Genomic DNA, 25,131 nt, shown 5'->3' on the forward strand with positions numbered 1-25,131 from the left:
AACGGCCTCCCTTATGGAATGTCCTTGGTGGCGAGATCGGGCTGCGTCGGCGGCGGGCCTTCCGCGCCAAACGGGTTCAGCGTGTCCTTGTAGCCCCGGAGCGGAAAGTCCTTGCGCTGCGGAAAGCCCTCGAAGCCTTCCCACATGTAGATCCGGCGCAGGTCGGGATGGCCCTCGAACCGGATGCCATACATATCCCAGGCCTCGCGCTCGTGCCAGTTGGCGGTCCGCCAGACCCCCGTCACCGACGGGACCCGCGGCGGATCGCCGAGGCGGCATTTGATCCGAACGCGCCATTTGTTCGGCAGCGAATAGAGGTGGTACACCGCCTCGTAGCGCAGCGTTTCGGGATAATGGTCGACCCCGCAGATGTCGGACAGGAAATCGAACCGCAGCGTCGGATGGCCCTTCAGGAATTGGCAAAGCTCGACGATCATGTCAGGCGGTGAGGCGAAAGCGTGAACCCCATGCGAGAAGCCAAGCTCCTCGATTTCCCCCCCGAAACGTTCCGCGATCAGGGTGCGGATGAGGGACGTCTCCACGCTCATGAGGCTGCAACCCGATCCAGAGGCGTCCCGGCCAGCGCGCGGGACCTCTTGATCTTCTCTTGGAGCAGAAGGATGCCATGCATCAGTGCCTCGGGCCGCGGCGGGCAGCCGGGCACATGCACGTCCACCGGCACGAAAGTCTCCGCCCCCTGCACCACGGCGTAAGTGTTGTAGACCCCGCCCGAGATCGCGCAGGTGCCCATGGCGATGACCCAGCGTGGCTCCGGCATCTGGTCGAAGAGCCGGCGCACGACCGGAGCGAACTTCCGCGTCACCGTGCCGGCGATGATCATCACGTCGGACTGGCGCGGCGAAGGCCGAAACACCACGCCGAAGCGGTCGAGGTCGTAGCGGGCGCAGCCGGCCGAAATCATCTCGATGGCGCAGCAGGCAATCCCGAAGGTCTCGGGCCAGAGCGCCGACCGCCGGCTCCAGCTGATGACGCTGTCGGCGGTGGTGAACAGCACGCTGTCGCGGATCGTTTCGCCTACTCCTCCCATTCCAGCGCTCCTTTCAGCCAGGCGTAGGCGAAGCCCACGATAAGCAGCAGCATGAAGACAAACATCTCGACATAGCCGACGAGCCCGATCTCCTTCAGCACGACCGCCCAGGGAAACAGGAACATCGCCTCGACGTCGAACACCACCAGCAGGATCGCGAGGATGAAGAACTGCACCCTGAAGCGGCCCCCGGCGGCCTCGCCGGCCGGGTCCATACCGCACTCATAGGGCATGTTCTTCGCGGGATAGGGGTTGGACGGGCGCAGGAGCGAGGAGACGAACAGCGTCGCCACGGCCACCAGCACAATTCCGGCGACCATGAAGAGAACCGGCAGGAATTCCATTCCAGTCATGTCGCGCTGCCCCGGTCACCCACCGAGGGCTTGCTCAAGCTGCGACCGACCAATCTTCTGGCCGGCGGTGCGGCCCTCGTGCAGCGACTAGGGCATCCTTTCGTAGCGCCAAGACTATTCGGTTGGCCGGTTCATTGCAAATCCAATCGTAGTCAACCGCCGAACACGGAACTCTGGGCAAGCCTCAGAAACCACGCCGGAAACAGTCCGATGCCGATGGTGCCGGCGGCGGTCAAGGCGAGCGTGGCGCGGACGGACGGCGTCAGGGCAGGCTCGAACGCGCGCTCCGGCTCGCGCATGTAGATCACCATGACGATGCGGATGTAGAAGTAGGCGGCGACGGCGCTCAGCAGCACCGCGATCACCGCCAGCGTGACGAAACCCCGCTCGACGAGCGCGACCAGCACGTAGAACTTGGCGAAGAACCCGGCTGTCGGCGGAATGCCGGCGAGCGAGAACAGGTAGAGCAGCATCAGAAGCGCCAACCCGCGATGCGACTTGGCGAAGCCGGCGTAGTCCTCGATGACCTCGCCGGAGAAATCGCCATTCCGCATCATGATGACGATGCCGAAGATACCGAGATTCATGAAGGCGTAGATCAGCAGGTAGAGCATCACGCCGGCAATCCCGTCGGCGCCACCCGCCACCACGCCGAAGAGCGCGAAGCCCGCATGGGCGATGCTGGAATAGGCGAGCAGGCGCTTGAAATTGTCCTGCACCAGCGCCACGAAGCTGCCGAGCGCCATCGTCACCACCGCGATCACCGCGACGATGATCCAGGCGTCGGAAGCGGCGACCAGCGGGTTGAGGAACACGCGCAGGATCACCGCGAACCCCGCCGCCTTGGGGGCGACCGACATGAAGGCCGTGATTGTCGTCGGCGCGCCTTCATAGACGTCCGGCACCCACATGTGGAACGGCACCGCGCCGACCTTGAAGACCAGCCCCGCGACGATGAAGACCACCGCCAGGAGCAATCCGGGATCGAGCGGGTCGCCGGTCACCGCCGCAGCCATCCCGTCCAGCTGCGTCGTGCCGGTGATCCCGTAGATCAGCGAGACGCCGTAGAGGAAGATTCCCGTCGAGACCCCGCCGAGAACCACGTATTTCAGCGCCGCCTCGTTCGACCGCCGCTCCTTCCTGAGGAAGCCGGTGAGCACATAGGTCGAGAGCGCCATCAGCTCGAGGCCGACATAGATCGACAGAAGATCGGTTGCCGAGGCCATGATCATCATGCCGGAAAGCGCAAAGAGCAGCAGGACATAGTATTCGCTCAACGCGATCTCCTCGATCTCGGCATATTTTCGCGACAGGAGGAACGTCAGGATGGTCGAAAGGTAGAACACCATCTTGAAGAAGACCGCGAAGCGGTCGGCGATAAACATGCCCGAATAGGCCGGCCGCACCTCGCCCGCCAGTAACAGTGTCGCCAGGGCCGCAACCAGCACGGTTGCAGTAGAAGCCCAGACGAGGAAATGCCCCCGCCCCTTTGGCACAAGCTGTCCCAGAATCAGCAAGATGCAGGCCCCAGTGACCACCACGATCTCGGGCAGGCTCGCTAGGATCGACTGGAAAAGCGCGGCAGCGGTCATTGGCCGGCCCCGTTAGAATGTACCTGCGTGAGCAGATGCCTCACCGAAGCGTCGATGACGTCGAGAAAGGGTTTCGGATAAAGCCCGACCCACAGCACGAAGACGGCCAGTGGCAGGATCGCCACCAGTTCGCGGGCGTTCACGTCGCGTATCTTGAACCGCGCGCCGACGCTGGCCGGACCGAGCGCGACTTTCCTATACATGCCAAGCAGGTAGGCCGCGCCCAACAGAGCCCCCAGAACGGCGGCGGCGCCGACAGCCAGATTGGCCGCAAACGCGCCTGACAGCACCAGCAACTCGCCCACGAACGAATTCGTTCCCGGCAGCGCCATCGACGACAGGGTGAACAGCGCAAGAAACGCGGTATAGACCGGCGCCGCCTTCATCAGCCCGCCATAATCCGCGATGCTGCGGGTATGGGTCCGCTCGTAGATCAGGCCGACGAACAGGAACAACGCGCCCGTCGTTACGCCATGATTGAACATTTGCAGGATGCCGCCCTCGAGCCCGCGGAGGTTCAACGTGAAAATCCCCAGCGTCACGAAGCCCATGTGGCTGATGCTGGAATAGGCCACCAGCTTCTTGAGGTCATCCTGCGCCAAGGCAAGCAACCCGCCATAGACGATCGCAAGCGCCGAAAGGGCCAGCATCAGCGTCGAATAATGCACCGACGCCTCCGGCAGCATCGGCAGCGAGAACCGCAGGAACCCGTAGGCGCCCATCTTCAGGAGCACTCCGGCGAGGATGATGCTGCCCGCCGTCGGCGCTTGCACATGGGCGTCCGGCAGCCATGTATGGACCGGGACCATCGGCACCTTGACTGCGAAAGCGATCAGGAAAGCAAAGAACAGCCAGGACTGAACCCGGAACGGCAAATCCTGCGCCGTCAGGGCGAGGATGTCGAAGGTCTCGCCGCCGTGGAGATAGAGCACGATGACCCCGATCAGGAACAGAAGGCTGCCCGCCAGCGTGTAGAGGAAGAATTTGAACGCCGCATAGACCCGGCCGTCGCCGCCCCAGACGCCGATGATCACGTACATCGGGATCAGCATCGCCTCCCAGAAGACGTAGAACAGGAACAGGTCGAGCGCACAGAACACCCCCAGCATCAGCGCCTGCATGGCCAGCAGGCTGACCATGAATTCCTTCACCTTGCGGTCGATCGCGACCCACGAGGCGAGCACGCAGATCCAGCCCAATAGCGCAGTCAGGAATACAAAGAGCGCGCTGATTCCGTCGATGCCAAGCGCGTACGTGATTCCGAGCGCGGGCACCCACGGGCGCGTCTCGGTGAACTGCATCTCGTGGGTAGTGGTGTCAAAGCCGGCCAGCATCACGATGCAGAGAGCAAAGTCGAGGACGGTGACGCCCAGCGCCGTCCACCGCACCGCATCGTCGTTGCGGAGAAACATCACAACCGCTGCCCCGGCGGCGGGCATGAACACGATGACGCTAAGCAGCGGGAACGCCATCGCACCCTACTGCCACGCCACGGCGAAGACGGCGATGGCTGCGATCACACCGACGATCATCGCCAGCGCGTAATGGGTCACGACGCCGGTCTGCAGCTTGCGCAGCGCGCCGCCACCGCGCAGGATCGAGCGGGCGACGCCGCTCACGACGGCGTCCACACCGTTGAGATCGATCCGCAGTCCGGCCCGTGCGGTCCCGTGCAGGAAGGGCAGCACCGCGGTCTCGGACACGTCGCTCACCGCCTGCTCGTAGCGCGCCAACGGTTTTTCGGCGAGCCACATGAAATGCCGCGCGCCTTTGCGGTAGAACCAGTCGGTGTCGAGGCTGATCGTGTTCTCGGGGTCGAGCGCCCTGAGGAACAGCACGAAGCCCAGTGCGGTGAACATCAGCACACCGAGGCTCTCGGTGACATGGACGCCGGTGTAGGGTTCGAAGTCGACCCGATAGGGCAGAAGCGCGTAAAGCGGCTGGGGGAAAACCCCGATCGCAATGCAGAGCACCGCCGCCATGCCCATCGCAACGAGCATGTTGCGGGGCGGCTCGCGCGCCTGAAGCCCACGGTCGGTGCCGAAGAACATGTAGTAGGGCAGCTTCAGCCCGGTGTGCAGGAAGGTTCCCGACGACGCCATGGTGAGCGCTAACACCACCAGCGCGCGGTGGTCCTGCCCGGCGGCGGCGACCACCATCGACTTGGTGACAAAGCCCGAGAAGAACGGAAATGCCGAGATCGCGAAGGCGCCGACCATGTAGAGCGCCACGGTCAGCGGCATGGTCCTGTAGAGCCCGCCGAGCTCGGTGAGCTTGCGCAGCCCGGTGACATGGATCACCGCCCCCGCGCCCATGAACAGGAGCGCCTTGTAGAGGATATGCGCGAAGGCATGGCTAGTGGCCCCGTTTACCGCCATCTCGGTGCCGATGCCGACGCCCGCCACCATGTAGCCCACCTGGCTGACTATGTGATAGGCCAAGAGCCGCCGGCAGTCGTTCTCCAACACCGCGTAGATGACGCCGTAAAGCGCCATCACCGTGCCGAGCCAGACCAGAATCTCGGTCCCCGGAAACGTCCGCGCCAGCACGTAGACGGCGGTCTTGGTGGTGAAGGCGCTCATGAACACCGCCCCGGTGACGGTCGCCTCCGGGTAGGCGTCGGTCAGCCAGGCGTTGAGCGGCGGCACCGCGGCGTTGAGCATGAACCCGGCAAGGATCAGGTAGGCGGCGACGCCCATCCCCCCCTCGATCGGGCCGAAGAGCAGCGAGCTGGTGGCGAGCCCGTGGAGAATGACGCCGCCGAGCAGGGCGACGCCGCCGGTGATATGGACCATGAGATACCGAAACCCGGCACGGACCGCCGGCCCGCCTCCCTGGGCAAAGACCAGATAGGCAGAGGCAAACGCCATACCTTCCCAGAACAGGAACAGGGTCAGGTAGTCGCCGGCAAACACCACGCCGAGCGCGCTGCCGACGTAGACGAACGCCGCCACATGCTCTCCGGCGCGCGTCAGGTGCAGCGCGTAGACCATGCCGATCAGCGCCATGATAGTGAAAACGGTGGCGAAGACGATGCTCAACTTGTCGACCTTCGCAATCAGGAGTTCCTGCCCGATGAACTGCGCCGCACCGTAGCTGCCAGGCTGCATCGTGAAAACGGCGAGGATCGCCAGCGCCGGGATCAGCAGCAGATAAGCCTTGCGGATTGACCCTTTCAGGAAGGGGATCGGCAGGGCGCCGAGAATGAATAGGACGGCGGGATGGACGAAGTCAGTCATAATAGTCCTCGCGCCGCATCAACCCGCCCTGATGGCCGAGGAACTTGGAGACGAAGATCAGCAGGACGCAGGACAAGAAGCCATAGACGGCCGACCAGCCCGGCAAGCGGTCCCACAGGTATTCAGCGTGTTCGCGGGGGACCAGAAAATCGGCGATGACGATCAGAACGAGCGCCAGATAAAACAGCCGGCGGCGTTGCTCCGCGTATCTCGCCCCACCAAAGAAATCGACGACACGCCTGATCATCTGACCACTCCTTCCGCCAGGGTGAGAAAATAGCCGGGGAAAATACCCATCGACACCGACAGGATCGCGGTCGCGACCAGCGGGATCGTCATCATCGGAATTTCACGGACCGTCGCCGGACTTTCCTGTGTCTCCGTTCCGAAAAAAGCGACATAGCTGACCGGCAGGAAGTAGGCGGCGTTCAGGACCGAGCTCACCAAGAGCACGACCAGGAACGCAATCTCCCCCGCCTCCACCGAGCCCAGCGCCAGATACCACTTGCTGACGAAGCCCGCGGTCGGCGGCACCCCGATCATGCTGAGCGAGGCCACGAAGAACGCGCCCATCGTCCAGGGCAGCCTGCGGCCGATGCCGGCCATGTCGCTGATGTTCCGCTTGCCGGACGCGCAATAGATCGACCCGGCGCAGAAAAAGAGCGTGATCTTGGAGAACGCATGCGCCGCAATGTGGATGATCCCGCCAACCATCGCGACCGGCGACAGCAGGACCGCGCCCAGCACGATGTAGGAGAGTTGGCTGACCGTCGAATAGGCGAGCCGCGCCTTCAGGTCGTCCCGCGTCAGGGCGTAGATGGACGCCATCAGGATCGTGAACGAGACCAGATAGGCCGTTGCGATGCCGAGCCCCAGCCCGTCCACCAGCCCCGTGCCGAAGACATGGAACACCACCCGCAGCACGCAGAACACGCCCATCTTGACCACGGCCACCGCATGCAAGAGTGCGCTGACCGGTGTCGGCGCGACCATCGCGGCAGGCAGCCAGGCGTGCATCGGCATCACCGCGGCCTTGGCGAAGCCGAACAGATAGCAGAAGTAGACCACGGTCAGCAGCGCCGGCGAGGCATCGACCCCGGCCAGCAGCCCGCCTGGCACGAAGTCGAGCGACCCCGCCTGATGGTAGGTCAGCGCCAGCGCGGCGAGAAGCACGCTTTTCGACGCCCCCATCAAATAGACGAGGTACTTGCGGCTACCCGTCCATCCCTCTTCGTCCTCGTGGTGATAGACGAGCGGATAGGTAACGAGGCTGAGCACCTCGTAGAAGATCACCAGCGTGAACAGATTGGCGGCGAAGGCGCCCCCGACGGCCGCCGCGAGACTGGCGGCGAAGCAGGCGAAGAACCGGGTCTGCGCGTGCTCGTTCAAGTGGCGCATGTAGCCGATGGAATAGATCGCCGCCACGATCCACAAGAGCGACGAGACGGTGGCAAACACCATGCCGAGCGCATCGACCCGGAAAGCGAAGTCGATCCCCGGCAGAATCTCGAACAGGCGCAAATCGACCGTCCCGCCCGCCAGCACCGTGGGCGCCATCGAGGCGACAATTGCGAACATGGCGATCGCGGCCAACGGCGAGACGACATCGCGGAGTTTCTCGCGGTTGTTCAGAAGGAGAACGGCCAGGGCCGCCAGGCCCGCAACGCCGACGGCAAGCAGCGGCCGGATCGATATCACCGGTTCCAAGCCGCTATCCTTTCAACATGGTCACGTCGTCGACCTTGAGAGTGGACTTGTTCCTTACGAGGGCAACCAAGATGCCGAGGGCGACGGCAACCTCCGCCGCGGTGATTGCGATGACGAAGATCGCGAATATCTGCCCGCGGAAATCGTCGCCGTAATGCCCGAAAGCGATGAAATTGATGTTGACCGAGTTGAGCAGGAGCTCCAGCGACATCAGCACGACCAGGATATTGCGCCTGAGCAGTACGCCTGCTGCTCCGATCACGAACAGGACCACTCCGAGCAAAATATACCACGAGAGCGGAACCATCACTCCTGCTCCTTCCGCGCCAGCACGATGGCGCCGACCAGGGCGGCCAGCAGGATGACCGAGGCGGCTTCAAACGGCAGGAGATAGTCGGCGAAAAGTGTCGTGCTGAGTTGCCTGATCTGATCGCCGCCGCGCACAACGACGGGCTCCGTGACCGAAAAGCGGTCGCTCCAGAGCACCAGCACAAGCATCTCGACCCCAAGCAGGACGAGCAGCACCATGGCCGGCAGGTTGCCGCCCGGCACGAAGCGCTGCAACACCGCTTCGCGCACATCTATCATCATGATCACGAACAGGAACAGGACCATGATCGCGCCGACATAGACAAATATCTGGATGACCGCGAGCAACGGCGCCTCGAGCAAGACGAAGATTGCCGATATCTGCAGGAAACACGCCATCAGCGCCAATGCGCTGTGAACCGGATTCCGCGCCAGGACCACGGTCAGTGCCGTGATCACGGACGCCGCAGCGAACAGAAGAAAGAACGCCTGATCCATCGACGCCGACCCTCCGCCGCGATCTGTCGCTCGGCGCAAGACGGCCGGGTTTGAGATAGCTGCGCACTTCAGATGCGTCTACAAATTGTGCCCTAGTATCGAATTTTTCTCAAGATTGCATGGTTTGGCGCTACGTTATGCCCAAGTCTCAGCATCTGATATGGTGTGCGATCCCGCAGCCTGCCTATCCGTTATTCAGGCTGCCGAAGGAGGTTCGGCACGGGATCAGAAACCCTGAAAAAAGGACGTCGCGGCCAGACGGCGGGCCTTTGGCGAGCTTACCCCGCCCAGATGTAGTGAATAATCTCTTCGGCCTCGCGCTCGACCTCCTCGATGCGCTTCTTCACCACGTCGCCGATCGAGACGATGCCGTCGAGTTGGCCGTTCTTTACCACGGGCAGGTGGCGGAAGCGGCCTGTGGTCATGATCTCCATGACCTGGTTGATCGTGTGGTTCTCGGTGCAGAGGTTGACCTTGGCGGTCATTGCGTGACGGACACTCTGCTGCAGGGCCGCAGCCCCATACTTGTCCATGGCGCAGACGATGTCGCGCTCGGACACGATGCCGACCACCTTGCGATCATCATTGGTAACGACCAGTGCGCCGATCCTGTGTTCGGCGAGCCTGTTGATCGCCACGGCGAGCGTCTCGTTCGGGCCGATCGTCTCGACGGCTCGACCCTTGTCCTCGAGAATCGCTTTGACGTTCATGGCTTCCTCCAAGCGCTGCTACGCTCCAGCCCTCGACCCCGTCTCCCTCTCGGTGCATTTCTGCGCCATCGTGCGCCGCGCGCCTTCATATTTCAAGTCCGATTTGCGCGCTCAGGCACCAGTGCTTCCTGGCGGTAGGCCTTCATGATTGGCTCACACAAACCGCCGCCTGCTACAGGGGTCGCCTTGCCGGCGCCGATGCTCATCGATCAGCCGAGAGCGCCGAGCGCCAGACTCCTTCCTCGATGCCTACAACTTCGCAAAGCGACTAAAGACCCTCAGGGGCCATCCCTCGCATTGGTGCTATCGCCGCAAATCAGCCGATGCTTGCCGAGCGTCCAGACATCGCCGGGGAGGGTGGTTGGCTGCTCCGGCGGGTCAGGCACGTCATCTGGATCGGTAAGGCCAGGTTTACCAATGTTGGTCAGGCGGCAATTTCCAAATCGTCGAAGCCGGTGAGGGACAGATCGAAGCCAAGCTCGCCCAGGTCGGCCAGTTCGAGACCCAGCAGTTCGGTGTCCCAGCCGGCATTGAGCGCCAGCTTGTTGTCGGCTATGACCAAGACTCTTTTCTGCGCCTCGCTCAGGCCAAGGAGTTCGATAACGGGTACTTGCTGCAGCCCGAGCTTTCTCGCTGCCAGGAGGCGGCCGTGGCCAGCTATGATACCGTTCGCGCCGTCGACCAGGACCGGGTTCGTCCAGCCGAATTCCCGGATCGAGGCGGCGATCTGCGCCACCTGGGCATCGGAGTGGGTGCGGGCGTTCTTCTCGTAAGGGATCAGAGCCACCGCCGGACGGTACTCCACTGCGAGGCGAGGAGGAGCATTCTCGACGCCGCCGATTTGACCGACAGCAGACGGAGAGATAGCAGCCCCACCCGCCACAGGCGCGAAATTATAAGGGCTTCATCGCCGTGGTCCACCTGCATCGGAGTTCCTTTCCGTGCAGGCTCATCGGCCAAGTACGTCCGCCTGCTTCAAGTCCCGATTATAGCAGGGCCGCTATGTGTCTGTAATCTCTGCTGTTCTCGTGGGAGAACAATTGTTTGCGAAGAACTTCGATCGGCCCATGCAACGGGGAGTCCTGCGCCAGTCCCGCCGCTTCAAATTTATAAAGCCGCGGGCTTGTTTCGGATGGTTAAGGCCAGGAGCGCCTCCGAAAGTCGTTTCTTCGCCCGCTCGACCCCGTTCTCGTCGATTGCCTCGACATCGAGGAACAAGTCGAGGCCAGTCGCGTGCTCGCTGATGACCTGAGGGCGCTGGGCCAGTTCACCCAGGAGGCCCTCGACTTCGTAGGGGACGACCTCCCGGCTGATCCCCTTCATGGCAATCGGTGCTAACGGACGCGCCCGGACAAGGTCGCGGACGAGCGCGTAAGTCTCATAGCTGAGGCAGATGCCGCCGGGCTCGGCAATCGACTGCAGACGGGCCGCCAAGTTCGCTTCGGCCCCAATGATCGTGTAGTCCATCCGATCATCGGAACCAAAGTTCCCAACATTGCAATAGCCCGTGTTGATGCCCATGCGAACTCGGAAGGGCCGTTCAACTCCGCGGTCATGCCACACCCTGTTCAACTGCTCCAGCCGATGCTGCATGTCGACAGCCATGCGCAAGCAGGCTCTCGCGTCTTCCTCGACGCCTTGCGTCTCGGGGTCTCCGAAGAACACAAGAAGCGCGTCGCCGATGAACTTGTCGATGGTGCCGCCGTGCTTGAGCGCGATTGTCGACATCTCGGTGAAGTACTCGTTGAGGAGAAGCGTCAAGTCCTCAGGCTGGAGCCGTTCCACGATCGCCGTGAAATCCTTCACGTCGGAGAAAAAGATCGTGAGCTTCTTGCGCTCGGTCGCGATGGTGACGTCCTTCTGGCCGCTGAAGATGCTTTTGTAAATTTGAGGCGAAAGATATTTGGCGATCTTCAATGAAATCGCGGCCAGGAAGTCGTTTGCCTCGGAAAGCTCCTTATTGATGCCCTGAACCAAGGCGGACTGCCGACGCTGCAGGAGAATGAACGTCAGGCCCGCCGCCGCCGCGAAGCCGAAATATAGGAGCAGATACTTGAAGGTGAGGACGTTCGCAGCGATAGGCTGATTGACTGATATCTCCTGGATCCCTCGGACATCCCCTACCTTCCAGTCCGTCTTGGGGCTGTCCGGGTGTGAGTTATGGCAGGTCACGCAGACTTGTCCCATTACAACAGGGGCCGCGGCGCGGACGTGCCGGTCAAACAGCGAACCCGAGACTTCGATGATCGGCTCCCTCGGGTTGGCGCGCAAAGCAAGGATTGCATTCCGCTCGAATACATCGAGTTGGTGGGGGTCGCGACCTTTGAAAGGTAGATCCGAGACGAACCGATATTTGACGGATCCGTCGTGAGCGCTGATGCGCTTGCCGAGTTCGATCGAGAGGGTTGCTGGAATAGGGATCGCACCTGGCACATCCCGGTAGTTGTGCGTCGCGGTCACGGCGTCGTCTGCTTGCAGCACGCGTCCCACAACGTCGCTGCCGTAGAATCCGCGCATTTCGTCGATGATCCGGCTGATTTCGCTGGCTTGCGTGCGCAGCATCCGTTCCGATAGGTCTCGCAGGTCGAGCCAGGCTGCGACGGGCAGACCTATAAGGCCGATGACCACTGCCGCCACCAGGAGCGGTCCCATGGTTCGCTGCTGACGCGCAATCTGTTCACCCAGTCCAGCCATTGTGCCAGCGCCCGGCAGTCATTAGTATCTGAATTATAGCTCATTCCCGGCACGGTACTAGCGTCAGTCTTGGCTCGATGAAAACACGTCAGCCCTGCAACGACGGATCGACCTTGAGCGGTTGTTGCTAAGCCCCCACCGTCACAGCGGATTTCGCATTCTCGCGCTAGACGGGCCGTGAATCAGTGAAGGGGATGTCGCGAAGTCGGTTGTGGCCCGGAATGCGCTCCGCGATAACCGCTCAGGGTCAGAGGTTCACCATTGGCAAGGTTGAGACTTCTGCGGCCGGAGAGCGCGTCGGAAAAGAAAGTGTCCCGCGAAGCGTATCCTTCGGCGCCCGGCCAACTGCGGACTGTGACGAATGCCGGGGCGACACCCAACACAGTTTATGACGCAGTAGAACTAATTTAGAGCATCGCTCGAAAAAGAGGTCACCGGTTTTCGAACAAAGCGATGCGCAAACAAGAAGTTACAACGGTGCGCTTGATCTCTTTTTCACGCGCACCGCTGTAGCGCCGGATCAGATCACGAAAAAATCGTCGGCCAGCAGCGTCGGCCTGTTCGTCAGCGTCGCGAGCTGTGTCACGCCGCCTGCGACGTTTCCGTTGGAATCGTAAAACAACGCACCCGTAACCTCGTCATAGACGATGTGGTCGTCGGCGTCGTGCGCGCCAGTCCCAGCGAAGAAGTACCTTGGCTCGAGGGCTCCGGTGGTGGCTCCAAGCCCCTGCATTACCGAATTCTGGAGCCTGAATGCATCGGCCGTATGGTCGAAATCCGCGATGATGTCGCGGTTGGCCACTGAGAGCGGCGCGCTGAAAACGAAGGAATCGTTGCCGGCGCCACCAGTAAGCCAGTCAATGCCCAGGCCGCCATTTAGTGTATCGTTGCCACCCCACCCAAACACGGAATCATTGCCTCGGCCGCCGTCCAGTTTGTTGTCGCTGTCGTTGCCGTCGAGCACGTTGTCGAGGGAATTCCCCGTGGCTCCGACGTTGGCGTTTCCGGTCAGACGCAGATTTTCTACCAGCCGGCGATCGACCGCCAGTGAGTACGTGACCAAGCTGAAAATCTGGTCGAGGCCCGCTTCGTCGATGACGGTGTCCAGTACGTTGTCCACATAATAGGTATCGTTGCCGGCTCCGCCATTCATCTGGTCGGCCCCGGTCCCGCCATCGAGAAGGTCGGCGCCATCATAGCCAGATAACCGGTCGCTACCCGCCCCGCCCCATATGGTGTCGTTGCCGGCAAGGCCGTCCAGCGTGTTGTTCCCATTGTTCCCGGTCAGCTCATTGTCGGAAGAATTGCCGCGACCATTGATAGCGCCAAGGCCGATGAGAGTCAGATTTTCGACATAGCGTGGCAGTGAATAGGTGCTCGAGCTGAACACCCAATCGTTGCCCGCCGCATCGCCCTCGACCAGGCGGTCGAGCACATTGTCGACATAGTAGGTATCGTCGCCCGCGCCGCCCTCCATGCTGTCGATTCCGACCCCGCCGTCGAGCAGGTTGCTGCCAGCGTTGCCGACAAGCGTGTTGTCGAGTTCGTTACCCATCGCGTCGATGTCGGCAACGCCGGAGAGTGTGAGCTGCTCTATTTGCTGGCCGGACAGCGAATACGTCATCGAGGTGATGACCAGATCGATGCCGGCGCCGTCAGCCTCGATGACTACGTCGAATGCGTTGTCGACGCGGTAGGTATCGTTGCCGAAACCGCCGGACATTTTGTCAGCACCAGCTCCGCCGTCCAGAACGTCATCAAAGCTGCCGCCGTTCAGGATATCCGCCGCATCCGTCCCGGTCAGGTGCTGCTCCATCACGTCCGGCGCGGCATAGGCGCGCACGTAGTCGATGACCATCTTGTAGGTGCCGGCCGCCCGCTCGACCTCAAGGGGATTCATGGCAAGCGAGGCCAACATATAGAGCGGCGTGCGGAATGACTCGCTCATTGGAAAGCGGCTCAGCTCCTTGCCGTCATAGTACACGGTGATCCAGTCCGTCGTGATCCTCGCGCCGTAGGTGTGAAACGCCCCGTCGAACATCGAACCGGCGAGGCCCGTATAGTTGCTTTCCCAAGCGTGGCTTTCCCTATTGCTCAAGTGCACCGCCTGGTGATGACCATCGGGATCGCCCCCATACGCTTCAACGATGTCGATCTCGACGCGTGGCACAGTCTGATCGGGCGACAGCATCCAGAAAGCCGGCCAGGCTCCCGCCCCGCCGTGAAAGGCTGCGCGCATCTCGAAGTACCCGTACTCTTGCGCGAAACCCTGGCCGGCGCTGTTAACCGTTTGCATCGTTCCAGACTGCCAGACGCCGTCCACCTGCTTCATGGTAATGGTCAGCTGCCCGTCAGAGACGGAGAATGGATTCGTTGCCCCCACCGGGGACATGAACGTGGCAGCCCCATAGGGGGCATGCACAGGCGCGAACCACTTGCCGGTGCCGTTGTTCGGCACGACATCCATCGTATTGAACTCGTCAGAAAAGGAGAGGTTGAAACCGGAGAGGTTCAGCTCCGATCCCTTGTACTGTCCGGTCCAATCGCCAGGAAGAGCAATCGCAGCCATTGATGGGCTCCTCGTTCGCGCAACATTTTCGCGGTGACCCCACCAAGATCTAATCGTGCATTTGTTAACGGAACGGTAATGGACACCGATTCCGCCGCAAATGGGGTCAGTGCGGTTATCCCCAACGCTTCACGAGATTTGGGAGAAGTCGCAAATCGGTTGACGTAGCCGGCACACGATACTGCGCGCGTCGTGTTAAGACAGGAGAAAGAATATGAAACGAATCCTTTTGGCCTCGGCCGTGTAGGCGCTTTCCGCCGGGCTTTCCTTTGCCCAGACGACGAGCGGAACTTCGGGCGGAACCTCCACGACCACAACCACGACCACGCCTAGCACCGATCAGGGGACTGACACCACCACCACCAGCGGCACGAACCCGAACTCGGCCAAGGATTGCGCGCCTGGCCAGCAGGCCGGCAGCGCGCAGGAGGCCGCCCCTGGTCAGCAGGACACGGACGCCGAGACCGCCGCCCCCGGGCAAATGAAGAAGACCACCGAAGATTGCTGATTGGCAACGCCATACAAGGGGAAGGCCGGCGCCGCTTGGGGGGCGTTGGGGTAGAATGCCTGTAGGGCGCCGGCCTGGCGGATTGGGGTCCGCCGTTGGATAGTACCAAACTTGGCGATTCGAGTAATTCCGTGATCGCGGAATGTGAGGAGGCGGTCGACGACGCCCAGTCCTTTGCATCGTCACCGTCTTGCACAGAGCCATCGTTTTTATCTGCCGGGCTTTCTAACCCGGCCAGTTGCCGGTCGGCCATTTCTTTAGCGAGGCCCACCAGGGCATCGACCTCTTGCATCTGGTCCACGTGACGGCCATTGGCGACGCGCTTCCGGATCGTCTTATCGCAATGCCCCTTGGGCGGCTAATAGCCTGTACTTTTCGAAGATCGCCAGCTTCTGCGGATAGGTGATCCGTACGTTGGCGTTGCACCCGTCGCATCTGAAGTGCGCGATCGTTCTTAGCGCAGAGCCCTTCCTTACCGCCGGATGCGAGCAATCCGGACATTCGAATGTGAGCGCAACATCAGACAAGTCTTCGGCTAAGCCCATTTCCGTCCCCTTCGCAAGCGCTGTGGCTACACTCTGGCGGGACTCAATGGGGCAATGCAGATGCCAATCCGGCTGTGCCAACGCGGGACTAGAACAATTCGCCTCGGAACGGCGCCAAGCTAGTCCGCTCTGCGCCCTTTGAAAGACGAAGAGACCTAACTTCATCCAGCAGTTCGCGCTCCTTGGTAGTAATGTTTCGGAAGATTGCGACAATCGCCACCGCTAAGGCCTCGGCATCCCGGCTTGAAGAGTCAATGTGTTCATCTGCGCAAACCTGATCGAACACGCGTTCGCAAATAGCCAGATCATGAGGGCTGAGGCAGGTGCGATTGAAACGCCGACGCAGCATCTGTGCGAACCTTTCAGGGCCCGTTGCCCGTGTTTGCGGCGGGCCTTTTTTTGCCGATGAACCGCTGAGGCGTGTATTGGAATAAGTTTACTCGCTGACTGATAATTGGTCTTTCAATAGTCCCAAAATCAGCGCGCACTCGCGAGCTCTATACTGTCCAGCAATCATAAGTTGTCGGTAATCTCGCAGTTTTTGTTCTGGGACATGAAATCCTCGCCGAAATTCCGCCGCCTCTTTCGGAGTTCGAGTGCAACCGAGTTTACTAGCAGTGACTTTCAAACTCGCCAGTGAGCATCCGACCTTGGCTGCTATATCTTTCAAAGGTTCGTTATTAAAATATCCATCAAGAATTATCTTGCGACGATCTTCTGCTTTGAGCTTTGCGTTCATTTCGTTGTCTCCTCAACTACGCTTTCACCGTGCAAGACTCTATACGCGCCAGGTTGAAGAGTGTCGTTATCGTCGCATCCAGAAACTTATCTCGGAATGCATTTCTTGCTGTAACCCAGCGTGATGGCGCTCCTGTGGACTCGCGTTCCGCTAGTCTTGCCAGATGCCTGTGATACACCACATGATTGAGGTGGAGATGGGCATACCGGAATCGGATACGGCACTACGCGATGGACGCTAAGAGGCAGGACAAGGCGCTTGCGAGGCAGGCGCTTGAGCGCGATCGACGTCGTTGGCCGCGCGAAGCTCAACCTTACAATGAGGCTGCCCCGTCACTTGCGCCGGCGCTCGAACCTTTGCCCTTTTCGACGCTCGAACTGGCGCCAGAGGATCAATTTGTCGCCTGGCAGGCGCATATGGCTCCGCTTGTCGAGATCAAGTTGCCGGATGACAAATCGCTCGACGATGGCTTTCCCGCCAACCACACGGCTTGGAACCTCGGCGGGATGCTGATCGTTCAACAGCGCGCACCGGCACATAGTTATATGCGTTCTGCTGCGAAGCTTCGGTCCAGCTCGATCGATCACTGGTATATCGCTTTGCCGCATACTGGCCGGTCGTGGACGGAGGTCGATCGCCGCGTAGCGGAAAACCAGCCGGGCAAATTGGAGATTAGATCGCTTGGCTACCCGTTTCGCGGGAGGGCAACGGAATCCCAAAGTCTCTTTCTCTATTTGCCGCGTGATTTGTTCGCCGATGCGGCGGCAACCCTGGACGCAAAGAATAATTCAATTCTGTCCGGCAACTTTGCCAACCTTTTGCTCGACTACCTCAACAGCATCGAAGCAAGACTGCGCAGTCTCACGGCTGACGATCTGCCCCGCATCGTGCACGCAACACGCAGCATGATCATTGCCTGCCTCTCGCCACCGGCAGAACATGCCGCGGCCACCGAACAATTGGTGAGTGTCGCGCTGATGGAGCGAGCCCGTCGATACGTCCACAACAATCTGGATGCGGCTCATCTGACGCCGGATTCAATGTGCCGGGCGCTCGGCGTCTCGCGCTCTCGTCTTTATCAGTTGTTCGAACCGAGCGGTGGTGTTCTCCACTACATACAAAGTCGCCGACTTCTGGCAGCCCATGTTGCGCTTAGCGATCCGGCGGACAGCCGGCGCATTGTTAATATTGCCGAAGCCGTCGGGTTTAGTTCAGCGGCTAATTTCAGCCGAGCATTTAGCAAGGAATTCGGTTACAGCCCCCGCGAAGTCCGAAGTTCCGTGGTGTTGCCGCGCCCCGCCCACTCTGTTTCGCATGCCGGACACGAGGAGGTCTCTTCCTTTGAACATTGGCTCAAAGCGCTCGGAAGCTGAGTACAGGATCGCGGATGGTTGAAGTGGGGCGGGCTCAAAACAGGGGCGGGGAAGATCAGCCGCCTCATGGACCAGAATATTTGTCGCTGCCAATCACGGCGGAGCATACATTGCAACTGCGCAGCATGAGACACTTGTTGAGACTGCGAGTTGTATGTTTGCCAAGCTTGACAGTTATGCTATTTCGGGGTGGGGGACGTGGATTCTCAACGCCTATGGAGATCGCTATTGCACCCGGAGGCATCAGGCTTCGGCACGGAGAGTGAGGGGCCTTCCTCAAGCGATGCACCACGTCCCGGCGAAGTGCTGTTCGCTGACCTTTTGGCGAACACGACCGAACTTTTGTCGTTCTATGATCGCGACTTCTGTCTGACGCACTACGCAACCAAGCTCAAAGGCGTGTACGGAGGCGCGGTGGTGCCGGGTGCCGCCGTTTGGGAGATCTACCCGAGCTTCCTCGATGCGAGGTATCGTGACGAATTTCTTCGTGTGTTCCACGGCGGCTCACCGGCAAGCATTGATTTGCCGCGATCATCGGGTGAAGCGCCACGGTCCGCTTTCGTTTTCGCCACTGCGAATGGTGTGGGAATCATCGAATCAAGGGGGCGCGATGGGCGAAGCGTCGTGGAGGAGCAAGAGCATGTAATTCTGCTCCATCAGGCGACGCACGACGTGCTGACCGGACTGCAGAATCGGCGGCGATTCGGCGAGCGGCTGCAGCAGGCAATGGCCGCCCTCGGCGGATCAAAGCCGAAAGCAGCCCTTCTGCAAATCGACCTTGACGATTTCAAAGCGGTCAACGACACGCTCGGCCATGGAGCAGGCGACACTCTTCTTCAACTCGCGGCGGGCCGTATCCGCGACGCCCTGCAGGACGGCGAATCCGCATACCGGTATGCCGGCGATGAGTTCGCTGTCATCCAATTGGGAAAGGAGCAGCCAGCAGAGGCTGAGCGCCTCGCCGGATCGCTGGTCGACGCGTTCAAGAACCCGTTCGTCATCAACGGCATTCCCGTCTTCGTCGGCTCGAGCATCGGAATTGCTTTCGGGCCGGAGCACGGGACCGATGGCGAACAGTTGATGAAAGCCGCTGATATTGCCCTTTACGCGGCCAAGACAGATGGACGCGGTTGCGCTCGAACATTCAACCGTTCGATGCTGCTCTTGCTCGAGCAACGCGAGAATCTGAGACGCAGCCTTCGAACCGCGCTGGAGCGCGGCGAACTTTATCTGGAATATCAGCCGCTCATTCGGCCTCCCGCGTCGGTGATCGGTTTCGAAGCGCTGCTGCGGTGGCGGCACCCCGAGGTCGGAGTCATTCCACCCAACGTGTTCATACCGATCGCCGAAGCCGACGGTCTGATGGAAGAGATTGGACGATGGGTACTCGAGGAAGCCTGTCGCCAGGCATTGACGTGGCCCTCCTCGCTGACAGTCGCAGTAAACCTGTCACCAGCTCAGTTCCTTAGCGGTTCGCTGACGGACACCGTCGCCCAGATCATCGATGCAGTTGGAATCGAAGCCGACAGACTTGAACTTGAGATAACCGAGACGGTCCTGCTTGAAAAGACCATCGACAATATCGACACGTTGAACACTCTGAACGTCTTGGGAATACGAATTTCTCTTGACGATTTTGGAACATACTACTCGTCGTTGAGCTACCTTAAGAACTTTCCCTTCGATACTTTGAAGATCGATCAGTACTTTATTGCGGACCTGGAGACCGATCTCAAAAGCCAAACGATCGTGCGATCGATCATGAACCTGGCACACGGCCTGGGAATAAATGTCACTGCCGAGGGGGTCGAGACGTCGGCACAGGCACGGTGGCTGATCAAGGAAAACTGCGATTGCCTGCAAGGCAATTTCCTGGGGCGGCCGCTTGGAGTCGAGGCGATCGGCGATTTCATAAGGCGGTCCCCGCTGAGGGTGGTACGAGCGATGGAGGAATCAAATCGGGCGCTCTAGCGCCGTGCACCCTTTGTTAACCGTGAAGTGGAGATTTGTAGAACGATCAAGGCAGATACCGCGCAATTTTTCGAGTCGGTGCGAGACTGACCCATCAGGACGCGGTGACATTTTTTGTCGCGGAGGTCATCACCCCGCGAGGGCTCAATACGATGGAAAAGTGAGGATGCCGATGGGAACTGTTCATCATCACCTGGCTGGCGAGCCGACTTTTGAACCGATGATCCAGATCGACATGGAAATCAAAGCTTTCGTCTCCGCCTGGAAACATTGCGACTATGTCTCGACATACATGGCCCGGATGATCAGCCGAAACAGGTCAGACTCGGTTCGGCATTCAAATCTCTTTTCTTCCGCCTTTAACGAATTGCTGGAAGTCGCCTTTCGTACGCGCCATGCCGACGGCGAATTGGCATGCAGGGTGTCTCGCCATGGCGCGACGGACAGGATCGAGTTGACATTCCCTTGCGTGCCAGAGGAGCGTCAATTCTACGAACAAGCCGTGTCGCTGGTCGCAGGATCCGAGGTCCGGGAGCGATATCTCAATTCGGTATCCGGGGATCTCGCCCCGAGCCGGGAGGTGGTTCTTTTGGAACTGGCCATCGACTACAACGCGACACTCAGGGTCGAGGAAGCCGACGGTGATGCGATCAAGCTTGTCGTGGATCTCCCGCTCGAGGGCTTGCAAAATTGAACCCTTACGACCTTCTCCCGCGTTTCAAGGCGCAATACGACGCCAACAATCAGGAGTTCTCCATATCGGGGGTGGTCCGGCCTCAGGCAATCGATGAACTTGGACCCAGCATAGCATTGCTTCGCGATGCGATCGGCCGTGTGCGCGGCGTTCTCTACGTCAATGTCAGACGTCTGACTCAGATGAACAATGCTGCGTTTCACGCCTTTTCGAGGATCATTCTCGACGCTTGTCGGGCTCGACCCGATCTCAAATTCATCGTCATCACGTCAAGCGTCGTCGGATGGACGTCACGAAAGTTCGGTCGCTTGAGCGGAATCGAACCGAACATCACGGTCGAGGAGTATGACAGCGAATTCTATCCGGGGCAGGGCTTCCTTGAGGAAGGCGGGTTCGTGCCGATCCTGCGCACACAAACAAAGATGACCTGGCGCCACGAGCGCGCAATCTTGCCCCGACACGGCATGAGGCCCGGGATCGTGATGGCCGACATCTGTTGCGGCATAGGTGATTTCGCCGTGCTCGTGCAGAAGGAGTTCCAGCCATCGCGGATCGTCGCCCTCGACCACTCCAGGTCGAGTCTCGCCTATGCGCGAAACGTGGCTGCGGAGTTCGATATCAAGGGCATCGAGTACACTTATGGCGATGCATCAGAAATGCTGCTCGAGGAAAATCAGTTCGACCTCGTCACGTGCCGCCATTCGCTGCAGGTGTTCAACAAGCCCGAACTGATCCTCAGGGAACTGTTTCGCATCTGCAAGCCGGGCGGACGTGTCTACATCACCAATGAAAAAAATTCGCACTGCCTGGGCGAACCACGCGCCGACAGCATCCAGTGGACCTATAACGAGGTCGCCAAGCTGTGGGCGCACTTCCAGATGGATATTGAGCTCGGCCCGAAGAGCAAACGCTACCTGACCGAAGCGGGGCTCGAAGACATTCGGGTCGAGTCCTTCATGGTCACCAACCACGACGGCGATCCACAGGACTTCGCGGACGTCATAGCGGCATGGGAGAATGTTTATGCAGGCGAGATGGCTACCAAGCGAGGTGACACACCGGCGTTTATCAGGCGGTTCCGACAGGGCTTCCAGGACCACATCTTCGCTGCGCTCCACTCCAAGGGCTATGCCGGCTGGCCGATCTGGGTTGCATCGGGACGCAAGCCGCTATGACCGATTTGGATGCAACACCGCCCAGACCCTGGCCTGTCCTCCGGCTTAACAGCTTCCGCGCTAAATTCTTGATCGTTGTGGGTGGGGCGGTGCTGTTCGACCTCCTCGTCGGCGGCGGCGTCGCGCTGTGGAATGTGAACCGGCTTTCCCGGGACGCGACGCACCAGATCGAGAGCGGCCTCACCAAGGCAAGCCAGGAATACCTCCAGAACTATATCGAGACGACGGCGCTGCGCGCCGATCTCCTGTTCGGCCGCATGCACTCCGAGGTGACCGCACTTGCAGCCTCCATGCAGAGATTAATAGATTATCCGGAAGCAAAAGATGCGATCGGCAAGGCGTTGGCGAAGAACCCCTATTTTAATGCGCCGCTTGCATATGACGCCACGGGAAACTGGGTACAGACCCGGCAAGGGTCACCTTCGGTCATGAGTGTCTGGGGATATCTCCTCTCCGCTGATCACCAACCGAAGCCCGAAATTCTCCGCGACATTCAGGAGAGTGCGATCTTCGATATTTTTGGCACAAGCCAGATGTCAACTGGCGCCAAGAAGCTGCAGGTCTACTACGTAGGGCCGAAGGCAGGGCCGATCATGCGCACGATTCCTTATTCCGATCAGGCGCAGACCTTCGACAAGCTTTATCCAGGCCACGATAAAGCGAATTTCTGGGATTTCTTCTTTCCTGGCGTCTATGAAGGCTGGGAAGGCTGGATCAGGGAGCCCGATTCGCGCCCCGTAAAGGGCGATGACATCACTGCGACTGCTCCTTATATCGACGCGATTACCGGCAAGCTCATAGTGAGCTTCTTCCACCCACTCTGGACGAAAGACCGCAGTAATGTCGCCGGCATGGTCGCTGCCGACGTTACGCTCGATCAACTCGCTGACATCGTCGAAAGCGTGAAGGTCGCCGATACGGGCTTCGGTTTTCTCACCATGTCGAACGGCAATGTGCTCGCGATCAAGCCTGAAGGCGAGAAAATGCTCGGGCTCAAGATCGCAAGTGGTGCGGCAGGTCAAGGCGTTACCGGCCTCGATCGCTCGCTCAAAAAGAGCACGCACGCGACCGTCGCAGCGCTCGAACTTCCCGCCGACGACAAGACAGTCATTAAGCATATTTCGATTGAGGAAAACGGTAAAGCCCAACCGTACATCGTCGCACTTCGCCGACTAAACCCAGTCAATCTCTGGAATAGTACTGGGTCCATCACGGCCGAAACCCTGCTGCTTGGCTTCGTCGTCCCCGAACAGGAAATTTATGCTTCCCTCCTTGCAGCGCAGCAGAGCATTTCCAGCGCAACCAACCGGATCCTGATAACCCAGGTCATCGCAGTTATCGTTTCGCTCCTGATCGTCTTTGCGGCTGTCTTCGGAATTTCAAAGCGGATCACTGCAGGCCTCAGTGCGCTTGCCGGGGCCGCCAAGCGGTTGCAGGCGAAAGACTATTCAGTCCGGGTAAGCATTCCGACGCGCGACGAGGTTGGAGCGGTGGGGGTCGCTTTCAACCGGATGGCTGAGCAGATCAGCTTTCACACGGAAAACCTCGAGCAGCTCGTCGACGAACGAACCAGGGAGCTCGGGGACGCCAACCAGGAGATTTCGGCACTCAACGAAAAGCTGCGAGACGAGAACGTCCGCCTCGGTGCCGAGCTCGCGGTTGCCAGGCAGATCCAGATGATGGTCCTGCCGAAACAATTCGAACTCGAAGCGATTCCTGGGCTGGAGATCGCAGCCTACATGCGTCCGGCTGACGAGGTTGGCGGCGACTACTATGACGTCCTGCAGAACGGATCACGGGTCAAGATCGGCATCGGCGACGTGACCGGTCATGGTCTTGAGAGCGGCGTGCTGATGCTGATGGTCCAATCCGTTGCACGCGCGCTGCAGGAGACCGACGAAGCGAATCCGCACCAGTTTCTGGATCGGCTGAACAGAGCGATCTACAAGAACATCGAGCGGACGAACACCGACAAGCATCTCTCGCTGGCCTTTCTTGACTTCGAAGATGAGCGGGTAACGCTATCCGGCCAGCATGAGGACGTTCTTGTCGTGCGTGCGGATGGGGAAGTCGAACGTATCGATACGATTGATCTGGGTCTGCCGGTTGGCCTGGAGAATGACATCTCGAAGTTCATTGCCACGCGTGACATCCTGTTCGGAAGCGGCGACGTGATCGTGCTGCACACCGACGGTGTGACCGAGGCGGAAAACCACGAAAGAAAGTTGTTCGGGTTCGAGCGCCTCAGCCAGAGCGTACAAAGACGTCACGGCAGCAGCGCCGAGGACATCAAGACTGGGATCATCGACGATCTGATGGCCCATATCGGGATCCAGAAGATCCACGATGACATCACCCTCGTGATCATAAGGCACACATAGCAATGACAACGCTGTTCGGTACCCCTGATATTGCGATCGGGATGAAGGAGAGCGTCAGTCGCGTGCGGCTGTTCGACGGACCTCTCGACTTGAGTTGGCGTCATTGTGCCACCACCTCGGACTTCATCGCCGATCTTTTCGCGTTGCGCTTCCGGTCGTCCCGCAATGACTACATGGAAGTGCGGCACAGCATCGGATATCTGGTCAACGAACTCATCGAAAATGCCGTCAAGTTTCGCGCACCGGGTGAGATCGTGATCGAGGCGTCGATGGATTCGGAGTGCTTCAAGCTCAAAGTGTCGAATGAAGTCGATGGTGAAGATGCGTCTGAGTTCCAAAGTCTCCTGGCGGACATCACGGTTGGCGACCCCATGGACCTGCTGATACAGCGAATTGAAGCCAATGCCGCCAACGCCGGCGTAGGAGGCTCCGGACTTGGATTGCTGACGTTGATGAGCGACTACGGCGCACGCCTGGCTTGGATATTCAGCGCCGCAGACGAAAGCGATCGGATTTGCGTGGAGACATATGCCTCCATTCCGATCTCGCAAATTCACAACTAAATAAAACGAAGCCAGGCTATGGAAATCAAGACAGACGATTACCGCGTGTGGACTGAAGGAAGCGAAATTTTCTTCGACGGTGCAATGCGGCTTGCCAGTTCCGACGACGGTGCGCCTATCACGGCGTTGGCGACCCGTGTTCTTGCCTCGAATCCCGCTTCCATTACGCTCAATCTGAAGGACCTTCACTTTCTCAACTCTTCCGGCATCAACCTGCTGGCGAAATTTACCATTGAGGTGCGCAAGCATCCCGATGTTCGACTCGTCGTGCGTGGAACGCCCGACATACCCTGGCAGTCGAAATCATTGCCGAATCTGAAGAAGCTGCATCCCGCTGTGGTGCTTTTGATGGACTGACCAAGGTAGTCCGCAATCGGAGCAATTCCAGGAAAAGTGCGAACGGTTTTCCGTCCGGAATTGCAGTCAAAAAATAAAGAGATAGAGCGGTTCTGCGGTTCCGTGA

Annotated in this window: 22 protein-coding genes; 7 read left to right on the top strand and 15 right to left on the bottom strand. The window is 59.8% G+C overall.

Features of this window, described 5'->3' with window-relative positions:
* Window positions 1-11: 11 nt before the first annotated feature.
* The 15 genes from AC0NIE_RS22125 to AC0NIE_RS22195 all read right to left on the bottom strand — a co-directional run bounded on the left by AC0NIE_RS22125 (window position 12) and on the right by AC0NIE_RS22195 (window position 16,511).
* On the bottom strand, window positions 12-548 hold the full coding sequence (locus AC0NIE_RS22125) for an NADH-quinone oxidoreductase subunit C (protein WP_128179632.1): 537 nt from the start codon (window positions 546-548) through the stop codon (window positions 12-14).
* Entirely contained in the window at window positions 545-1,048 is a 504-nt protein-coding gene (locus AC0NIE_RS22130) for a NuoB/complex I 20 kDa subunit family protein (protein ID WP_027152448.1), read from the bottom strand. Before AC0NIE_RS22130 ends, AC0NIE_RS22125 begins: the two co-directional genes overlap by 4 nt.
* Entirely contained in the window at window positions 1,036-1,401 is a 366-nt protein-coding gene (locus AC0NIE_RS22135) for an NADH-quinone oxidoreductase subunit A (protein ID WP_023800384.1), read from the bottom strand. Before AC0NIE_RS22135 ends, AC0NIE_RS22130 begins: the two co-directional genes overlap by 13 nt.
* Window positions 1,402-1,553: 152 nt before the next feature.
* The gene (locus AC0NIE_RS22140) at window positions 1,554-2,993 is read right to left on the bottom strand and encodes an NADH-quinone oxidoreductase subunit N (protein ID WP_473487333.1); all 1,440 of its coding nucleotides are present in this window, start codon (window positions 2,991-2,993) and stop codon (window positions 1,554-1,556) included.
* Window positions 2,990-4,465 carry an NADH-quinone oxidoreductase subunit M gene (locus tag AC0NIE_RS22145; protein ID WP_473487332.1) on the bottom strand — a complete coding sequence of 492 codons (1,476 nt, stop codon included), beginning with the start codon at window positions 4,463-4,465 and terminating at the stop codon, window positions 2,990-2,992. Before AC0NIE_RS22145 ends, AC0NIE_RS22140 begins: the two co-directional genes overlap by 4 nt.
* Window positions 4,466-4,471: 6 nt before the next feature.
* Entirely contained in the window at window positions 4,472-6,232 is a 1,761-nt protein-coding gene (locus tag AC0NIE_RS22150) for a Na(+)/H(+) antiporter subunit D (protein WP_473487331.1), read from the bottom strand.
* A complete protein-coding gene (locus tag AC0NIE_RS22155) occupies window positions 6,225-6,479 on the bottom strand; it encodes a hypothetical protein (protein ID WP_473487330.1) in 255 nt (84 codons plus the stop codon). Before AC0NIE_RS22155 ends, AC0NIE_RS22150 begins: the two co-directional genes overlap by 8 nt.
* On the bottom strand, window positions 6,476-7,939 hold the full coding sequence (locus AC0NIE_RS22160; RefSeq protein ID WP_473487329.1) for a monovalent cation/H+ antiporter subunit D family protein: 1,464 nt from the start codon (window positions 7,937-7,939) through the stop codon (window positions 6,476-6,478). The genes AC0NIE_RS22155 and AC0NIE_RS22160 overlap by 4 nt, the downstream gene beginning before the upstream one ends.
* 4 nt (window positions 7,940-7,943) lie before the next feature.
* Window positions 7,944-8,246 (bottom strand): NADH-quinone oxidoreductase subunit NuoK, encoded by a 303-nt coding sequence (nuoK, locus tag AC0NIE_RS22165; protein WP_473487328.1) that lies wholly within the window; start codon window positions 8,244-8,246, stop codon window positions 7,944-7,946.
* The gene (locus tag AC0NIE_RS22170) at window positions 8,246-8,746 is read right to left on the bottom strand and encodes an NADH-quinone oxidoreductase subunit J family protein (RefSeq protein WP_473487327.1); all 501 of its coding nucleotides are present in this window, start codon (window positions 8,744-8,746) and stop codon (window positions 8,246-8,248) included. The genes nuoK and AC0NIE_RS22170 overlap by 1 nt, the downstream gene beginning before the upstream one ends.
* A gap of 278 nt (window positions 8,747-9,024) precedes the next feature.
* Complete coding sequence (locus AC0NIE_RS22175; RefSeq protein WP_473487326.1) at window positions 9,025-9,456, bottom strand: CBS domain-containing protein; 432 nt, start codon at window positions 9,454-9,456, stop codon at window positions 9,025-9,027.
* A 424-nt stretch (window positions 9,457-9,880) separates the two neighbouring features.
* Window positions 9,881-10,243, bottom strand: coding sequence for a ParB/Srx family N-terminal domain-containing protein (locus AC0NIE_RS22180; protein ID WP_342211006.1), 363 nt, complete (start codon window positions 10,241-10,243; stop codon window positions 9,881-9,883).
* A 320-nt stretch (window positions 10,244-10,563) separates the two neighbouring features.
* The gene (locus AC0NIE_RS22185; RefSeq protein WP_123151427.1) at window positions 10,564-12,150 is read right to left on the bottom strand and encodes an adenylate/guanylate cyclase domain-containing protein; all 1,587 of its coding nucleotides are present in this window, start codon (window positions 12,148-12,150) and stop codon (window positions 10,564-10,566) included.
* 520 nt (window positions 12,151-12,670) lie between these two features.
* Window positions 12,671-14,719 carry a family 16 glycosylhydrolase gene (locus tag AC0NIE_RS22190; RefSeq protein ID WP_473487325.1) on the bottom strand — a complete coding sequence of 683 codons (2,049 nt, stop codon included), beginning with the start codon at window positions 14,717-14,719 and terminating at the stop codon, window positions 12,671-12,673.
* A 1,489-nt stretch (window positions 14,720-16,208) separates the two neighbouring features.
* Entirely contained in the window at window positions 16,209-16,511 is a 303-nt protein-coding gene (locus AC0NIE_RS22195; protein WP_473487324.1) for a hypothetical protein, read from the bottom strand.
* Window positions 16,512-16,741: 230 nt separating this feature from the next.
* On the opposite strand from AC0NIE_RS22195, the gene AC0NIE_RS22200 reads away from it, so the two are divergent.
* From AC0NIE_RS22200 to AC0NIE_RS22230, 7 genes are all read left to right on the top strand, one after another.
* Complete coding sequence (locus tag AC0NIE_RS22200) at window positions 16,742-17,884, top strand: helix-turn-helix domain-containing protein (protein WP_473487323.1); 1,143 nt, start codon at window positions 16,742-16,744, stop codon at window positions 17,882-17,884.
* Window positions 17,885-18,187: 303 nt separating this feature from the next.
* Window positions 18,188-19,855, top strand: a complete 1,668-nt coding sequence (locus AC0NIE_RS22205; protein WP_473487405.1) for a putative bifunctional diguanylate cyclase/phosphodiesterase — start codon at window positions 18,188-18,190, stop codon at window positions 19,853-19,855.
* A gap of 172 nt (window positions 19,856-20,027) precedes the next feature.
* Window positions 20,028-20,549: a ubiquinone biosynthesis methyltransferase UbiE gene (locus tag AC0NIE_RS22210; RefSeq protein ID WP_123151430.1), complete on the top strand. Its 522-nt coding sequence runs from the start codon at window positions 20,028-20,030 to the stop codon at window positions 20,547-20,549.
* Window positions 20,546-21,724 (top strand): class I SAM-dependent methyltransferase, encoded by a 1,179-nt coding sequence (locus tag AC0NIE_RS22215; RefSeq protein WP_077383357.1) that lies wholly within the window; start codon window positions 20,546-20,548, stop codon window positions 21,722-21,724. The genes AC0NIE_RS22210 and AC0NIE_RS22215 overlap by 4 nt, the downstream gene beginning before the upstream one ends.
* Complete coding sequence (locus AC0NIE_RS22220) at window positions 21,721-24,105, top strand: SpoIIE family protein phosphatase (RefSeq protein WP_473487322.1); 2,385 nt, start codon at window positions 21,721-21,723, stop codon at window positions 24,103-24,105. The genes AC0NIE_RS22215 and AC0NIE_RS22220 overlap by 4 nt, the downstream gene beginning before the upstream one ends.
* A gap of 2 nt (window positions 24,106-24,107) precedes the next feature.
* Window positions 24,108-24,668 carry a slr1658 superfamily regulator gene (locus tag AC0NIE_RS22225; protein WP_473487321.1) on the top strand — a complete coding sequence of 187 codons (561 nt, stop codon included), beginning with the start codon at window positions 24,108-24,110 and terminating at the stop codon, window positions 24,666-24,668.
* 18 nt (window positions 24,669-24,686) lie between these two features.
* Window positions 24,687-25,025 (top strand): slr1659 superfamily regulator, encoded by a 339-nt coding sequence (locus tag AC0NIE_RS22230; RefSeq protein ID WP_473487320.1) that lies wholly within the window; start codon window positions 24,687-24,689, stop codon window positions 25,023-25,025.
* Window positions 25,026-25,131: the final 106 nt, after the last annotated feature.

The sequence above is a fragment of the Mesorhizobium sp. WSM4842 genome (genome assembly GCF_055901575.1).

Bases quoted from the DNA above. Each gene is read 5' to 3' on its own strand.
- AC0NIE_RS22170 (WP_473487327.1), bottom strand. From the start codon at position 8,746: ATGGATCAGGCGTTCTTTCTTCTGTTCGCTGCGGCGTCCGTGATCACG.
- AC0NIE_RS22225 (WP_473487321.1), top strand. From the start codon at position 24,108: ATGACAACGCTGTTCGGTACCCCTGATATTGCGATCGGGATGAAGGAG.
- AC0NIE_RS22125 (WP_128179632.1), bottom strand. From the start codon at position 548: ATGAGCGTGGAGACGTCCCTCATCCGCACCCTGATCGCGGAACGTTTC.
- AC0NIE_RS22140 (WP_473487333.1), bottom strand. From the start codon at position 2,993: ATGACCGCTGCCGCGCTTTTCCAGTCGATCCTAGCGAGCCTGCCCGAG.
- AC0NIE_RS22230 (WP_473487320.1), top strand. From the start codon at position 24,687: ATGGAAATCAAGACAGACGATTACCGCGTGTGGACTGAAGGAAGCGAA.
- AC0NIE_RS22145 (WP_473487332.1), bottom strand. From the start codon at position 4,465: ATGGCGTTCCCGCTGCTTAGCGTCATCGTGTTCATGCCCGCCGCCGGG.
- AC0NIE_RS22130 (WP_027152448.1), bottom strand. From the start codon at position 1,048: ATGGGAGGAGTAGGCGAAACGATCCGCGACAGCGTGCTGTTCACCACC.
- AC0NIE_RS22195 (WP_473487324.1), bottom strand. From the start codon at position 16,511: ATGAACGCAAAGCTCAAAGCAGAAGATCGTCGCAAGATAATTCTTGAT.
- AC0NIE_RS22210 (WP_123151430.1), top strand. From the start codon at position 20,028: ATGGGAACTGTTCATCATCACCTGGCTGGCGAGCCGACTTTTGAACCG.
- nuoK (WP_473487328.1), bottom strand. From the start codon at position 8,246: ATGGTTCCGCTCTCGTGGTATATTTTGCTCGGAGTGGTCCTGTTCGTG.
- AC0NIE_RS22200 (WP_473487323.1), top strand. From the start codon at position 16,742: ATGGACGCTAAGAGGCAGGACAAGGCGCTTGCGAGGCAGGCGCTTGAG.
- AC0NIE_RS22135 (WP_023800384.1), bottom strand. From the start codon at position 1,401: ATGACTGGAATGGAATTCCTGCCGGTTCTCTTCATGGTCGCCGGAATT.
- AC0NIE_RS22175 (WP_473487326.1), bottom strand. From the start codon at position 9,456: ATGAACGTCAAAGCGATTCTCGAGGACAAGGGTCGAGCCGTCGAGACG.
- AC0NIE_RS22155 (WP_473487330.1), bottom strand. From the start codon at position 6,479: ATGATCAGGCGTGTCGTCGATTTCTTTGGTGGGGCGAGATACGCGGAG.
- AC0NIE_RS22220 (WP_473487322.1), top strand. From the start codon at position 21,721: ATGACCGATTTGGATGCAACACCGCCCAGACCCTGGCCTGTCCTCCGG.
- AC0NIE_RS22190 (WP_473487325.1), bottom strand. From the start codon at position 14,719: ATGGCTGCGATTGCTCTTCCTGGCGATTGGACCGGACAGTACAAGGGA.
- AC0NIE_RS22185 (WP_123151427.1), bottom strand. From the start codon at position 12,150: ATGGCTGGACTGGGTGAACAGATTGCGCGTCAGCAGCGAACCATGGGA.
- AC0NIE_RS22150 (WP_473487331.1), bottom strand. From the start codon at position 6,232: ATGACTGACTTCGTCCATCCCGCCGTCCTATTCATTCTCGGCGCCCTG.